We start from the raw sequence: 13,421 nt of genomic DNA on the forward strand, positions 1-13,421 counted from the left end.
GCTCAGCATATCGTCCTGCCACGGCGGGCTGCGCGTCAGATCAGGCCAGATCCGGACCCCCTCTGCCTAAAGCGCCGCAATCCGCAGATCGATGTTCCTGAGAGCTTCGGGATTGAGGGAGCCTGTCTGCGCACCGGGACCTTCGAAAACGTTGGGCTTTACCCGGTCTGAGTCGTGGTGATGAAACCGCACGGAGTTAAATCCGGGGGAAGCGAGGCAGTTTACAGGGCACAATGGTGATGCTGACCGGTTCGGAACAGGGAATGAGCCTGCACAATGGCCCTAAAGGAGCGTACGGGCGTCCCATCATAAAAATGAGTCCGTCTCCTTCGGCGCGCACTCTGCCCCGTGAGCCGGCAGGACAATCGTTGAGAAAGCTGAGACCGGGAATGAAAGATCAGGGCTTGCGCTCAATGCGCCCCGGGGGCTGGTCTTCCGGCTGCGCCACAGAGAGGCCTTCCGGCATCACAAGGAGCAAGGTGAGACGATCGCGCAAAGGCCACACGCAGCGCAGTCGGACGCGGATTGCAGCATCAGCATGGATAGGCCCTGGTGGCGGCTACGGGTGCTACAAATACGTCAAACTCAGCGCCCGCGCGCCTGTCATCGTCCGGCGCACGCCACGTAAAGGGCCGGCCCGCCTGCGCCGCCCGGCGCCGTTCGTCCCACAAGAAACGGCCCTCGCGCGGCGACACAAAGACCTCTGACGCAGGGCGCCGCAAAAGGTCGCCTGCTCCGACGGTCCGAGTGCGGCACTCCGTCTTTGGAGTGACTGTGACCTGCGCGGTCCTGCCCTCCGCAATGCCCGTGATGTCGACAATGTGCCCCGCGCGGGTGCTATGGTCTCTGATCTCGAATGTCAGCGGATTTTCGAGCATAAATCGCCACGTTTGCGGGGCCAGACCAAAGAGCAGGTTTTCACCCTGCCACTTCTGACCGGTGGCAAAGGCGATGTCAAAAGTCCCCGGAGGCACCAGCACCCGGAAGAACCCTCCGCCCCGGATAAAAGCCGCTAATGCGGCCTCGCCGGTCTGCGCATCGCTGAGGGTCATGTAATAATCCGCCCCGGGAGCAGACTGCACCTGCAAGGGGAAGACAGCCGGCAGCCCGGTCCGGTTCCACATCAGGCCGGCAGGACGTTCCACCCCGTCATCTGGTTGTGCCATCGTCGCAAAGGCGCAGAACAGAGCACAGGTAACGGCACGCAGGATCATCTGCGTGGGCTTTTTGATGTCGGGAACTGTGATCATTCACGGCCTTTCGGGTCGCTGTATCCGCCCGGGATGATAGGTGCATGGCAGGCGCCGGGCAAATCAACTTCCGGTGCAAACGGTCGGCACGCCGCCGTCAGGGGGCTTGTTTCACCGGCCCCGACCATTAGCTTTGCACAGTCATTCATTGAAGAGAGATCATCATGGCCGAATACACCCCACCCAAAGTCTGGACATGGGATCAGGAAAGCGGCGGAAAATTCGCCAGCATCAACCGCCCGGTTGCGGGCCCGACGCATGACAAAGAACTGCCCGTCGGCAAGCACCCGTTGCAGCTTTACTCGCTGGCCACCCCGAACGGGGTAAAGGTCACTGTGCTTCTTGAGGAACTGCTGGCGCTCGGGATCAGTGATGCGGAATACGATGCCTGGCTCATCCGCATCGGAGAGGGCGATCAGTTTGGCAGCGGATTCGTCGCGATCAATCCGAACTCCAAAATCCCGGCCCTGTCGGATCACAGTTTTGACCCGCCGCAACGCATATTTGAATCCGGTGCCATTCTGCTGCACCTTGCAGAACGCTTTGGCCGGTTCATCCCGTCTGATCCTGCCGGACGGGCAGAAATGCTGTCCTGGCTCTTCTGGCAGATGGGCTCCGCACCATACCTGGGGGGTGGTTTCGGACACTTTTACGCCTATGCACCCGAGCGGTTCGAGTATCCGATCAACCGCTTCGCGATGGAAACCAAACGCCAGCTTGATGTGCTGGACCGCCAGCTGGCGACACATGAATTTATCGCCGGCGCACAGTACACAATTGCCGATATTGCGATCTGGTCCTGGTACGGACAACTGGTGCTGGGGCGGCTCTATGAGGCCGCAGAATTCCTTGATGTAACCAGCTATGAGAATGTGATGCGATGGGCGAAAGCGATTGATGCACGCCCCGCCGTGCAACGGGGCCGGATGGTCAACCGCACCTTCGGTGCGCCGGAACTGCAGCTGCATGAACGTCACGACGCCAGTGATTTCGATACAAAAACCCAGGATAAAATCGCTCCCGAAAGCTGAGTGAGACCCGCCCCGGGCCTGAACACATCCCGCGTCCGGGGCGCACACCCTTTTTCATAGTTTTTTTGTCGGGAATTACTTGCGACTCTGTTGCGGATATGTTTCTGATCATTTTAGTCGGGAATTCCCGAGCCATGAGACATTAACCCGGACGGACACTGATATGAAACGCTTCAGACTGAGTGTTGCTACGCTCGCCCTTTCAGCAACAACCCTGCCAGCGCTCGCCGAAGGTGAGCTGAATCTTTACTCATCGCGTCATTATGACACCGACGAACGCCTGTATTCAGATTTCACGGATGCCACAGGTATCAAAATCAACCGGATCGAAGGCAAAGCCGACGAGCTGCTGACCCGGATGCAGGCCGAGGGCATTAACAGTCCTGCCGACCTGTTGCTGACCGTTGATACATCGCGGTTGGCACGCGCGAAAAACATGGGGCTTTTGCAAAGCGTAGACAGTGATTTTCTGGAAAACCGCATCCCCGCTTACCTGCAGGACGAGGACAACCAGTGGTTTGGCTTTTCTCAGCGCGCACGCATTATTTTTTACGACAAAGAAGACGTAACAAACCCGCCGCATGATTATGCCGATCTGGCCGATCCGGCTTATGAAGGCCTGCTCTGCATCCGTTCATCCTCGAACGAGTATAACCAGACCCTGCTTGCCTCAATCATCACCCATGCCGGCGAAGAAGCCGCAACCGAATGGGCGCGCGGCATCGTCGCCAATATGGCCCGCAGCCCACAGGGGGGCGACACTGACCAGTTGCGCGGGCTGGTCTCGGGCGAATGCGATATTTCCGTCTCAAATACATACTACTTCGCCCGTTCGATCCGCACGGATGTCTCCGGCGTCAGCGCCGACATTGACGGTATCGGCTGGGTGTTCCCGGATCAGGGCAGCAATGGCGCGCATATGAACATCTCGGGTGGCGGACTGGCCGCCCATGCGCCCAACCGCGACAATGCTGTGAAATTCCTCGAATACCTCGCCTCTGATCAGGCGCAGCAGTATTTCTCTGCGGGCAATGATGAGTACCCGGCTGTGCCCGGTGTGGCTCTGTCACCTTCGGTTGCGGCCCTCGGGTTCTTTCAGACCGATGCCATCAGCCTGTCTGATGTGGCCGCAAACGTTCCGCTGGCTCAGAAGATCTTTAACGAAGTCGGCTGGGAGTAAACCCGGCTAAGTTTCGCTTTAAGGCACCGGCTGCCTTCAGCCACACAAAAGAAGCCCGTATCGACTCACCGTCGGTACGGGCTATTTTATGGTCAGTACATCTACAGGAGAAACCGAGATGACCAATGGCCCCCGCAAAACCGCCCGTGACTTTGATCCGCGTATTCTGGAAATATTTGACGGCTATGTGCATGGCACGATGTCCAAACGTGAATTTCTCAACCGCGCCGGCAAATATGCGGCCGCCGGGGTGACCGGCGCAATGATCCTGGAACAGCTGCAACCCAACTATGCCCTTGCCCAACAGGTCGATCCGGATGATCCGGACATCGAAACAGCAGTGATTGAATACCAAAGCCCGGAAGGTCACGGCACGATCAAAGGCCTGATGGCAAAACCCGCGGGGGCGACCGGGCCCCTGCCGGCGGTTCTTGTGGTGCACGAAAATCGTGGCCTGAACCCGTATATCGAGGACGTGGTGCGGCGCACGGCCAAGGCAGGATATCTGGCACTCGGGCCGGACGGGCTGTCGCCCCTTGGCGGCTATCCCGGCACCGATGAAGAAGGCCGCGAGATGCAACGCTCACTGGACGGCGCAAAGCTCATGGCTGATTTCTTTGCCGCCTTTGAGTTCCTGCGCGATCACGAGGACAGCACGGGCAAGGTTGGCGCTGTGGGCTTCTGCTACGGTGGCGGGGTCTGCAACGCGCTGGCCGTGGCCTACCCTGATCTTGCGGCCTCAGTTCCCTTCTATGGCCGCCAGCCGGCTGCGGAGGATGTCGCGGGTATCGAAGCGCCGCTGATGATCCACTACGCCGGCCTCGACGAGCGGATCAATGCAGGCTGGCCTGCCTATTCAGAAGCGCTCGCCACCAACCAGAAGGAATTTACCGTGCATTTTTATCCCGATGTTCAGCACGGGTTTCACAACGATACCACACCGCGCTACGATGAGGCCGCGGCGGCCCTTGCCTGGGACCGCACCCTCGCACATTTCGAAGACTATCTGACCTGAGAAAACGCGGTGGCGCGGGTCTATTGCCTGCGCTGCCGTCCGACCTGGCGACAGATCAGGATCACCGGCAGGAGGCCGATCGCCACGATCACCAGGCTCGGCACCGCTGCCCCTTCAAGGCGTTCGTCGCTGGCCAGGCGATAGGCCTGCACCGCAAGCGTGTCATAGTTGAAAGGCCGCATGATCAGCGTCGCGGGCAGCTCTTTCATCACGTCGACGAAGACGATGAGGAGTGCCGTGAGAAGGCTCGGCGCAAGGATCGGCAGATGCACCCGGCGCAACGTGCCCGCCGGCGTCTGCCCGAGAGAGCGTGCAGCAGCATCCATATTGGCCGGCACCATCGCCTGCCCACCCTCATAGGCCCCGAGGGCCGCCGCCAGAAAGCGCACGAGATAAGCGACCACCAGCAACCAGATCGATCCGGTGATCAGCAAACCCGTGGGCATGTCAAACTGCGCACGCATGAATCCGTCGAGGGCGTTGTCGAAAGCTGCGAAAGGCACCAGCAATCCGACGGCGATCACGCCGCCCGGCACGGCATATCCCAACCGCGCGACATAGGCCGCGGTGTTAGAGGCGCGGCCGGGGCGCAGCCGCTGGAAAAACCCGACCGAAATGGCGGCCAGTACGGTCAGTACCGCCGCCACAGAGGCCAGCACCAGCGAATTACGGATAAACCCGACGTAGCGCGGGCTCAGAAGGTCCTGTTCGGAGCCGAGCCCCATGCTGACCAGCACGATGACAGGCAGCACGGCCCCGAGCAGCACCGGGATCGCACAGAGCACAAACGCAAGCGCCGCCTGGCGCCCCCGCAGCGGCATCGGCTCCATCGGCTGCTGGCGACGTGAGGGGTCGTGATACTGTGCACTGCCCCGCTGCAACCGTTCCAGCATGGCCAGCAGCAAAGCAAAGCTCAGAAGGCACAGCGCAAGTTGCGCGGCCCCCGCCCTGTCAGCCAGAGAAAACCAGCTGGTGTAGATACCGGTGGCAAAGGTCTGCACCCCGAAATACGCCACCGTGCCGAAATCCGCGATCGTCTCCATCACAGCAAGCAGAACGCCCCCGGCGATGGCCGGGCGCGCCAGTGGCAGGCTGATGCGGAAAAACGCTGACCGCGCGCTTGATCCAAGCGCGCGTGCGGCCAGAAAGGTCGTGGCGCTTTGTTGAAGAAAAGCAGCCCGCGCCAGCAGATAAACATACGGGTAAAGCACCAGCACCAGCATCGCCGCCGCCCCGCCCGTGCTGCGGATCTCGGGGAACCAGTAATCGCGCGCACCCCACCCGGTCAGATCCCGCAGCAGGCTCTGCACAATTCCCGGATGGTCGAGAACATGGGTGTAGGCATAGGCAAGCACATAAGCAGGGAAGGCCAGCGGCACCACGAGGGCGATTTCGAAAAACCGCACGCCGGGAAAACGGGTCATGGTCACGAGCCAGGCTGCCCCCACTCCCATTGCAAATGTACCCGCAGAGACCAGCACGACGAGCAGCAGCGTCGTCACGGTGTAACGTCCCAGCACAGTACCGGCGAGATGCGTTATCGTCTCTGTACCGCCGCCAAGAGCCGCAACAGCGACAGCCAGCATCGGCAACGCACAGACAACGGCAACGCCTGTTGCAAGCCATGGAAAAACGCGCAGACCGTCGCGCGCGCTTTTGCTTAGCGCGCGGGGTTTTTGTCCTGCGGAATGTGCTGAATCAGCCATACGCCGTTTTTGACTGTTTTTGTCAGAATTGCCACCCCAAAGGCCTGCACCCACCCCGGGCACAAGATCAGCCGGCGCTGAGGCCCTTTGTGCCTGCGGGCGGGTCCCGATCTTCGAAAAACGCGAGGATGTCGTCGAATACCCCGGGCTCTGTCAGAAAGAGAAGATGGCCCTGTCCGGCATAGCCGGTAATCGCAGCACCGCCGAGCCGGGCCGCCATCGCGCGGCTCTGATCAAGCGAAAAAACCGGATCTTCCAGCCCGACAAAGAGCCTCACCTTAGGTGCGGGTGGCAGGCGGCGGGCATCGGGCAGGCGCCAGCGCCGCAAATCATCGGTATGAGCGCGCGGCAGATTGCCGTCAGGCATCACGATACGGTCGAGGCGCTCTTTGATCAGCGCAACCGCCTGCGGACTGGTGCGCCCGTGCCGTCCGAACAGCAGCGTTTTGTAATATTCCAGCCAGATCGCGCGACGGCTCAGCGACCCGGCTCGTGTCGCGGCCACGGCGATATCGAGCGCGCCGCGCAGGCCTGTCTGAATGCCGCCGCCTGCCTCCACAGCACAGGACATGAGCGCAACGCGCAGATCACCTCCCACCAGCGCGGCCGTAGTCAGCGCAATCGCGCCCCCGGTGGAATAGCCCAGAAGTCGCACCATTTTCCCCGGGTACCGCCGCAGAAAGGCGGCTACCTCCTCTGCGGCCTCAGCAATGTTCAGTGGCGGATGCAGCGGGCGCCCGTCAAGACCGGGAAAGCGGTAGCGCACCAGCGCGTACCCTTCTTCGCGCCATTTGTCCGCAGCATCGAAAATCGAGACCTCAGCCAGCGCTCCCGGAAACAGCACCGCAATCTTATTTGCCGCGGTAACCTCTTCGGGATCGAAGATCAGATTGCCCGGCCCGGTCATTCAGTCGTAGGTGCGCTGGTCTTCGATCACCAACCCGTCGCGCGGCAAAGTGCCGGGTGCCACAACCACAACCTCACCTTTCAGCTTCAGCACGGATGCTACGCTTTCGGCGAAAGCCTCCGCATTTCCGCCCGTGGCTTCAATCTGAACGATCATTGTATCCTGTTCGCCCGCGCGCCCGGCAATCACCCGCGCGCGGTCGATCTCCGGATGTCGCGCCACAAGGGCTGCTACCTGTTCAGGGCGCACGAACATGCCCTTGATCTTGGTGGTCTGGTCGGCGCGGCCCATCCAGCCCTTTATACGCATATTTGTGCGTCCGCAGGGGCTCTGGCCCGGCATCACGGCACTCAGATCACCGGTAGCAAAGCGGATCAGCGGATAATCGGGGTTGAGCGTGGTGACCACGACCTCGCCAACCTCGCCCGGGGCGACGGGATCGCCGGTGCCCGGCGTGACAATCTCGACGATCACGCCTTCGTCGACGATCATTCCCTCCATCGCAGAACTTTCGTAGGCAATATTGCCCAGATCGGCTGTTGCATAACATTGCAGGCAGAGAATGCCCCGGTCGGCATATTCCTGGCGCAGCGATGGAAAGAGAGCCCCGCCGCCCACGGCTGCTTTGCTGATGTTCAGAGCGACGCCCGACGCATCGGCCTGGTCCAGAATAACCTTGAGGTAATCGGGCGTGCCGGCATAGGCGGTGGTGCCGATATCTGACGCGGCCTGTACCTGCAGTTCGGTCTGGCCGGTGCCGGCGGGCAGAACCCGGGCGCCCACGGCCCGCGCGCCACTTTCAAAGATCATTCCCGCAGGCGTCAGGTGATAGCCGAAGCAGTTCTGAACAGTGTCATCCTCGCCGATGCCCACCGCGTGCAGAAAGCGCCCCATGCGCCACCAGTCGAAGCTCACGCCGCCGGGCTCATAGATCGGACCGGGCGACTGGAAGACGTGGGCTGCATTGCTGACCGGGATACCGCCAAACGGCGGACGCTCTTTTTGCCAGGCCGCGAGATCGGATTTGCGCAGTACCGGCAGCTTTGTCAGGTTGCTCAGATCGGTGATCTCGCCGGGGTCCGGCAGGCAACTGCCCTGCGCGGCCGCAACCTGTGCCACCCGGGCCTGCAGAGCGGCAAGGTGATCGGCACTGCGAGCGTCATCGCTGCGGGTCTCAAGATCGTCGAAGAAAGATGCCATTGGTGTTCGCTACCTGTTCAGAGGGTCTGCATGGGAAGGACGCCGCGCACCGGCTCCGGAGCCGGAGCCAGCGGATCAGGAAAGCCAGCGTTTGCGGCGGCGATAGCTGCGCACATCGCGGAAGGACTTGCGGCCCTCATCCGACATGCCGAGGTAGAACTCTTTCACATCCTGATTCTCGCGCAGGTCAGCCGCCGGCCCGTCCATGACCACGCGCCCGGATTCCAGGATATAGCCATAATGCGCAAATCGCAGCGCCACATTTGTATTTTGCTCGGCAAGCAGGAAGGTCACACCTTCGTTCTCATTCACCGATTTCACGATCTCGAAGATCTGTTCCACGAGTTGCGGCGCGAGACCCATAGAGGGCTCGTCCAGCAGGATCGTTTCAGGCCGGCTCATCAGGGCCCGGCCGATGGCTGTCATCTGCTGCTCACCGCCCGAAGTATATCCCGCCTGTGATTTGCGGCGCTCTTTGAGACGCGGGAAATAGCCATAGACCATCTCAAGGTCATTCTGGATCGAGGCCTTGCCGTCGCGCCGGGTATAGGCGCCGGTCAGAAGGTTTTCCTCGACCGTCAGGTGTTCAAAACAGTGCCGGCCTTCCATGACCTGCACCACGCCGCGTTTCACGGTCTCGGCAGGATCCGCATGCTGGATCGGGTCGCCATGATAGCGGATTGAGCCCTTTGTGACCTCACCGCGCTCGGAGGCCAGCAGGCCCGAAATCGCTTTGAGCGTCGTCGTCTTGCCGGCGCCGTTACCCCCCAGAAGTGCTGTGATCCCGCCTTTAGGAACATTGAGGCTGACCCCTTTGAGCACGAGGATCACGTGGTTGTAGATCACTTCGATGTTGTTGACCTCAAGCACGTTCTCCGTGCCCGGGGTCTCAACGGCTGCAGCTTCCGACATGACCGGTACCCTGACGTGTAATTCTCATAAAGTGACCCCGGCCGGACAAATCCGGCCGGGGCGAAGGCGCTTAATTGCAGCGCAGTTCGATGTTGTTTTCAGACGCAAAAGCCATGCTGTCTTCTTCGATCAGCGGGTTGATGATCTCTTTGTCGGAAGGTGCGAAATCAGTGATCTGCTTCCACTCACCTGCGGCAGCATCCCACTGTGTTACAGCACCGACACCCGGGCCGCCGTGGTTTTCACAGGAAACCGAGAAGGCCGGACCAAAGTTCGGCATCCCGTATTCGGCCATCATCTCTTCGGTGATCTCGAGGTTTTCCATGCCGTCAATCATCATCGCCTGAGTGATATCAGCCACGCCGTGGATTTCCTGAGCTTTCAGGATCGCCATATGCGCAAGGAACGCCGCATAGATCGTGCGGTTATAGAGAACCGTACCGATCTGATCGCCGGCTCCTGCCGCTTTGCCCGCATCAACGACATATTTCTGGATGTCGTCATAAATCGGGTAATCGCGGCCAACGCCGTTCATCGTCAGTGCTTTGTAGCCATCAGCCGCAGCACCTGCAGGGATCACGTCAGCTTCGGCGCCGGACCACCATGCACCGATGAAATTCTCCATCGGAAAGCGGATGTTCGCGGCTTCCTGAACGGCGACCTGGTTCATCACGCCCCAGCCCCACATCAGAACCGTGTCCGGCTTGTCGCGGCGGATCTGCAGCCACTGTGATTTCTGTTCCTGGCCCGGATGATCGACGGGAATAAGGCTCAGCTCAAAGCCATGCTTTTCTGACAGACCTTCCAGCGTGCGGATGGGCTCCTTGCCGTAGGCGGAGTTGTGATAAACCAGCGCGATTTTGTGACCGTTCAGATCACCACCGTTTTCATCCAGAAGATAATTCACCGCAACAGATGCCGCGTCCCAGTAGTTGGTGGGGTAATTGAAAACGTTTGAGAAAACCTTGCCGTTTGCCGCGGATGTCCGACCATAGCCCATCGTGTGCAGCGCAATACCGTCTGCCGTCACTTTGGGGATCAGCTGATAAGTGATGCCAGTGGAAAACGGCTGATACACCAGCGAGCCTTCGGCTTTGGTGCTTTCATAGCACTCCACACCTTTTTCGGTGTTATAGGCCGTTTCGCACTCCAGAACCCGGACCGGTACGCCGCCGATACCGCCGTCACGCTCGTTAAGCAGCGTGAAGTAATCCGCATAGCCATCCGCCAGCGGGATCCCACCCACGGCATAAGGCCCGGTGCGGTAGCTCAGAGATGGCATCACAAGATCCGCCATCACGGGGCTTGCCGCCATCAGGGCCGCCGTGGCCCAGGTTGCAAGTTTCATCTTCATCGGTTGTTCCTCCCTTGGATTATATCCGATAGCGCCGGTTGCCCGGCCTGTTCCGGACGGTTTGCCCGCCCTTTGTCTCAGCGGCCCGCCCTAATGCGGGAAAGGCCACAGTCTTAATTTCTCCTTGGCGACCCGCCAGAGCTGCGCCAGCCCGTGCGGCTCTGCGATCAGAAAGACCACGATCAGCAGCCCGACAATGACCAGATTGAGGTGCGCCACGATATCCGTGGGCCAGCCCAGCCAGTCAACGCCGACAATCTTGAGCACCACAGGCAGCATAACGATAAAAGCAGCCCCTGCAAAAGAGCCGAAGATCGAGCCCAGCCCGCCAATGATGATCATAAAGAGCACGATGAAGGACTTGGTGATGCCAAAGACCTCGCCTACTTCGACTGCCCCCAGATAGACCGCAAAAAAGAGAGCGCCCGAGATACCGACAAAAAAGGAGCTGACAGCAAAGGCGGTGAGTTTGGCCTTGAGCGGGTTCACTCCGATGATCTCTGCGGCGATATCCATATCGCGGATCGCCATCCACTGCCGGCCCAGCGACCCGCGCGTCAGATTGCGCGCAACCACCGCTGAAAAGATCGTGAAGATCAGGCAGAACATATATGTGGCCCAGGCCTCGGTGGAGGGCCCGGTAATCAGGATGCCGAAGGTATCGCGCTCTGGCGCGTTGATCTGGCCGGACGCCGAATAATTGTAAAACCACGATACCCGGTTGAACATCCACACAAGGAAAAACTGCGCGGCGAGCGTAGCGACAGCGAGATAAAACCCTTTGATCCGCAACGATGGCAGTCCGAAGAGAACGCCCACCGCCGCGGTGATCAGCCCGGACAGCAACACATGGATGAACATGCTGACTTCCGGAAATCCGGTCATCAGCTTGTAGCAGGCATAGGCACCCACAGCCATGAACCCGCCCGTGCCGAGGCTCACCTGACCGCAGTACCCGGTCAGAATATTCAGCCCGATTGCCGCAATTGCGTAAATCAGAAAGGGCATAAAGAGCGAATTCACCCAGTAGTCGTTAATCACAAAGGGCACGACGACGATGGCGATAAACAGGACTACATAATACCGGTAGCGGTCAAACCTGATCGGAAACGTCTGGCTGTCCTGCGGGTAGGTGGTACTGAAATCGCCGGCTTCACGATAGAGCATGCCGTCTTACTCCTGTTCTTTGCGGGCGCGCAGATGCACTCCCGGTCTTGTCGGATGATGGCCACTGCGCCCTGTCAGCCGTGGCATCGCGCCCGCGCGGCGGGTCTCACGGTTAACCATTCCGGCTGTTTTCTCCGAAATTCCCAAATTTGCCCCATTTCGCAGGGCAGTTTCGCCCTGTGGGGAAGGAGTGGGACGCATGACGGCAATTCTCAAAGAGATCAGGGACCTTGACGCACGGCTGTCGCGAGGCGAGCTTGAGCATGCTGAATACCTCAGAAAACGCGCGGCCCTGCTCGACAGTGTCGAAGTGGCCGAAACCGAGTTTGCTGAGCCAAAGCGCCCCGCTGTTGCTCCGCGCGGCAGCGGCAGTTCCTCCGCGCTCGCACTCAGCCTTGTCGTGGGTCTTGGCGTGATGACCCTGTGCATCGCGCTCACCCTTGTTCTGCTGCCCGATCTGAACATGGCGCTGACACTTGGCGTGACCATTCTGGCCGCGCTGAGCGTAACCTTGCTGCGCGACAGCGAGGAGTAGACCGGGCTAGACGCGTTCAATGATCTTCTCCCCGAAGAGCCCCTGGGGCCGGAACACCAGGAAAATAAGCGCCAGCATATAGGCAAACCAGTTCTCGGTGGCCCCTCCGAGATAGGGCGCCCCGATCAGAAACTCGAAAAGCTTCTCACCCACACCAATAATCAGCCCGCCGACAATCGCGCCGGGAATAGACGTGAACCCGCCCAGCATCAGCACCGGCAGTGCTTTGAGTGCAATCAGCGAAAGCGAGAACTGCACACCCGATTTCGCGCCCCACATGATGCCCGCGACCAGCGCCACAAAGCCGGCAAGCGACCACACGAGGATCCAGATGAAGTTCAGCGACACCCCCACCGACAGCGCCGCCTGATGATCATCAGCGACGGCACGCATGGCGCGCCCCTGCTTGGTGTACTGCGCGAAAATCACCAGCCCCGCGACCAGCAATGCGGCCACAAGGCTCGCCACGATATCGAGATTGTCTATAAAAAAGCCATAACCGAGCGCATTGAATGTCGTCTCATCCAGCCAGGTGTTAATCCCCTGAGGCAGCCCGACATCCAGCGTTTTGATATCCGATCCCCACATCAGATCGCCGACACCCTCGAGGAAATAGGCAAGCCCGATCGTCGCCATGAACAGGATAATCGGCTCCTGTCCCACGAGATAGCGAAAGATAAACCGCTGCACGAGCCAGCTGAACAGCACCATGATGCACATCGTCACGAAAATCGCCGCAAAGGCGGGCACGTGCCATCCGAAATGGTGAATTTCCGTGCCGAAAATCGCATTGATCAGATGCGCAAAGGGCACCTGCCCCTCCATCACACCGACCAGCGTCAGGGCCGCAAAAAGGGCCATAACCCCCTGGGCATAGTTGAAAATACCAGAGGCTTTGTAAATCAGTACAAATCCCAGGGCGACCAGAGCATAGAGCACACCGGCCATCAGCCCGTTGAGAAATACCTCAATCGTAAAGGCGAGTTGTTCAGGCATCAAAACCTCCCTCTTCGGCCCGGTCAAACCGGAAAATGGTGGCGCAACCGGCGTCGCCGGCGGCCTGCGCATCAACCTGACAAATCACAAGTGACGGGTGCGCGCGCGGCGCTGCCGCCTTTCCGACCAGAATTTTCGCATCCAGGCCCGACGCGACAGCCAGGTCCT

Annotated in this window: 12 protein-coding genes; 4 read left to right on the forward strand and 8 right to left on the reverse strand. The window is 60.0% G+C overall.

Annotated features, from left to right (window positions below; translation table 11 throughout):
* Positions 1 to 533: 533 nt before the first annotated feature.
* The gene (locus Q0M35_RS12605) at positions 534 to 1,250 is read right to left on the reverse strand and encodes a hypothetical protein (RefSeq protein WP_295315806.1); all 717 of its coding nucleotides are present in this window, start codon (positions 1,248 to 1,250) and stop codon (positions 534 to 536) included.
* A 164-nt stretch (positions 1,251 to 1,414) separates the two neighbouring features.
* On the opposite strand from Q0M35_RS12605, the gene yghU reads away from it, so the two are divergent.
* The 3 genes from yghU to yghX all read left to right on the forward strand — a co-directional run bounded on the left by yghU (position 1,415) and on the right by yghX (position 4,476).
* Positions 1,415 to 2,281, forward strand: a complete 867-nt coding sequence (gene yghU / locus Q0M35_RS12610; RefSeq protein ID WP_295315808.1) for a glutathione-dependent disulfide-bond oxidoreductase — start codon at positions 1,415 to 1,417, stop codon at positions 2,279 to 2,281.
* A gap of 163 nt (positions 2,282 to 2,444) precedes the next feature.
* Positions 2,445 to 3,461, forward strand: coding sequence for a Fe(3+) ABC transporter substrate-binding protein (locus Q0M35_RS12615; RefSeq protein WP_295315810.1), 1,017 nt, complete (start codon positions 2,445 to 2,447; stop codon positions 3,459 to 3,461).
* Positions 3,462 to 3,579: 118 nt separating this feature from the next.
* Positions 3,580 to 4,476 carry a YghX family hydrolase gene (gene yghX, locus Q0M35_RS12620; RefSeq protein ID WP_295315812.1) on the forward strand — a complete coding sequence of 299 codons (897 nt, stop codon included), beginning with the start codon at positions 3,580 to 3,582 and terminating at the stop codon, positions 4,474 to 4,476.
* Between the two features lie 20 nt (positions 4,477 to 4,496).
* Here the strand turns inward: yghX and Q0M35_RS12625 are convergent, their stop codons facing one another.
* From Q0M35_RS12625 to Q0M35_RS12650, 6 genes are all read right to left on the reverse strand, one after another.
* Positions 4,497 to 6,182, reverse strand: coding sequence for an iron ABC transporter permease (locus Q0M35_RS12625; RefSeq protein ID WP_295315814.1), 1,686 nt, complete (start codon positions 6,180 to 6,182; stop codon positions 4,497 to 4,499).
* Positions 6,183 to 6,249: 67 nt separating this feature from the next.
* Complete coding sequence (locus Q0M35_RS12630) at positions 6,250 to 7,089, reverse strand: alpha/beta hydrolase (RefSeq protein ID WP_295315817.1); 840 nt, start codon at positions 7,087 to 7,089, stop codon at positions 6,250 to 6,252.
* Complete coding sequence (locus Q0M35_RS12635; protein ID WP_295315819.1) at positions 7,090 to 8,289, reverse strand: phenylacetate--CoA ligase family protein; 1,200 nt, start codon at positions 8,287 to 8,289, stop codon at positions 7,090 to 7,092.
* Positions 8,290 to 8,364: 75 nt separating this feature from the next.
* Positions 8,365 to 9,201 carry an ABC transporter ATP-binding protein gene (locus tag Q0M35_RS12640; protein ID WP_295315821.1) on the reverse strand — a complete coding sequence of 279 codons (837 nt, stop codon included), beginning with the start codon at positions 9,199 to 9,201 and terminating at the stop codon, positions 8,365 to 8,367.
* Between the two features lie 70 nt (positions 9,202 to 9,271).
* On the reverse strand, positions 9,272 to 10,555 hold the full coding sequence (locus tag Q0M35_RS12645; RefSeq protein ID WP_295315823.1) for an ABC transporter substrate-binding protein: 1,284 nt from the start codon (positions 10,553 to 10,555) through the stop codon (positions 9,272 to 9,274).
* A 90-nt stretch (positions 10,556 to 10,645) separates the two neighbouring features.
* Positions 10,646 to 11,722 (reverse strand): branched-chain amino acid ABC transporter permease, encoded by a 1,077-nt coding sequence (locus Q0M35_RS12650; protein ID WP_295315825.1) that lies wholly within the window; start codon positions 11,720 to 11,722, stop codon positions 10,646 to 10,648.
* Positions 11,723 to 11,921: 199 nt separating this feature from the next.
* Between Q0M35_RS12650 and Q0M35_RS12655 the strand changes: the two genes are divergently transcribed.
* Complete coding sequence (locus tag Q0M35_RS12655; protein WP_295315827.1) at positions 11,922 to 12,257, forward strand: SHOCT domain-containing protein; 336 nt, start codon at positions 11,922 to 11,924, stop codon at positions 12,255 to 12,257.
* A 6-nt stretch (positions 12,258 to 12,263) separates the two neighbouring features.
* Here the strand turns inward: Q0M35_RS12655 and Q0M35_RS12660 are convergent, their stop codons facing one another.
* The gene (locus Q0M35_RS12660; protein ID WP_295315829.1) at positions 12,264 to 13,253 is read right to left on the reverse strand and encodes a branched-chain amino acid ABC transporter permease; all 990 of its coding nucleotides are present in this window, start codon (positions 13,251 to 13,253) and stop codon (positions 12,264 to 12,266) included.
* Positions 13,254 to 13,421 lie beyond the last annotated feature (168 nt).

The organism is Roseobacter sp. (assembly GCF_024639605.1).
Taxonomy (GTDB): domain Bacteria; phylum Pseudomonadota; class Alphaproteobacteria; order Rhodobacterales; family Rhodobacteraceae; genus Roseobacter.

What these genes read in the sequence shown, in the direction of transcription:
- Q0M35_RS12605 (WP_295315806.1), bottom strand. Translation starts at nt 1,250, where the DNA reads ATGATCACAGTTCCCGACATCAAAAAGCCCACGCAGATGATCCTGCGT.
- yghU (WP_295315808.1), top strand. Translation starts at nt 1,415, where the DNA reads ATGGCCGAATACACCCCACCCAAAGTCTGGACATGGGATCAGGAAAGC.
- Q0M35_RS12615 (WP_295315810.1), top strand. Translation starts at nt 2,445, where the DNA reads ATGAAACGCTTCAGACTGAGTGTTGCTACGCTCGCCCTTTCAGCAACA.
- yghX (WP_295315812.1), top strand. Translation starts at nt 3,580, where the DNA reads ATGACCAATGGCCCCCGCAAAACCGCCCGTGACTTTGATCCGCGTATT.
- Q0M35_RS12625 (WP_295315814.1), bottom strand. Translation starts at nt 6,182, where the DNA reads ATGGCTGATTCAGCACATTCCGCAGGACAAAAACCCCGCGCGCTAAGC.
- Q0M35_RS12630 (WP_295315817.1), bottom strand. Translation starts at nt 7,089, where the DNA reads ATGACCGGGCCGGGCAATCTGATCTTCGATCCCGAAGAGGTTACCGCG.
- Q0M35_RS12635 (WP_295315819.1), bottom strand. Translation starts at nt 8,289, where the DNA reads ATGGCATCTTTCTTCGACGATCTTGAGACCCGCAGCGATGACGCTCGC.
- Q0M35_RS12640 (WP_295315821.1), bottom strand. Translation starts at nt 9,201, where the DNA reads ATGTCGGAAGCTGCAGCCGTTGAGACCCCGGGCACGGAGAACGTGCTT.
- Q0M35_RS12645 (WP_295315823.1), bottom strand. Translation starts at nt 10,555, where the DNA reads ATGAAGATGAAACTTGCAACCTGGGCCACGGCGGCCCTGATGGCGGCA.
- Q0M35_RS12650 (WP_295315825.1), bottom strand. Translation starts at nt 11,722, where the DNA reads ATGCTCTATCGTGAAGCCGGCGATTTCAGTACCACCTACCCGCAGGAC.
- Q0M35_RS12655 (WP_295315827.1), top strand. Translation starts at nt 11,922, where the DNA reads ATGACGGCAATTCTCAAAGAGATCAGGGACCTTGACGCACGGCTGTCG.
- Q0M35_RS12660 (WP_295315829.1), bottom strand. Translation starts at nt 13,253, where the DNA reads ATGCCTGAACAACTCGCCTTTACGATTGAGGTATTTCTCAACGGGCTG.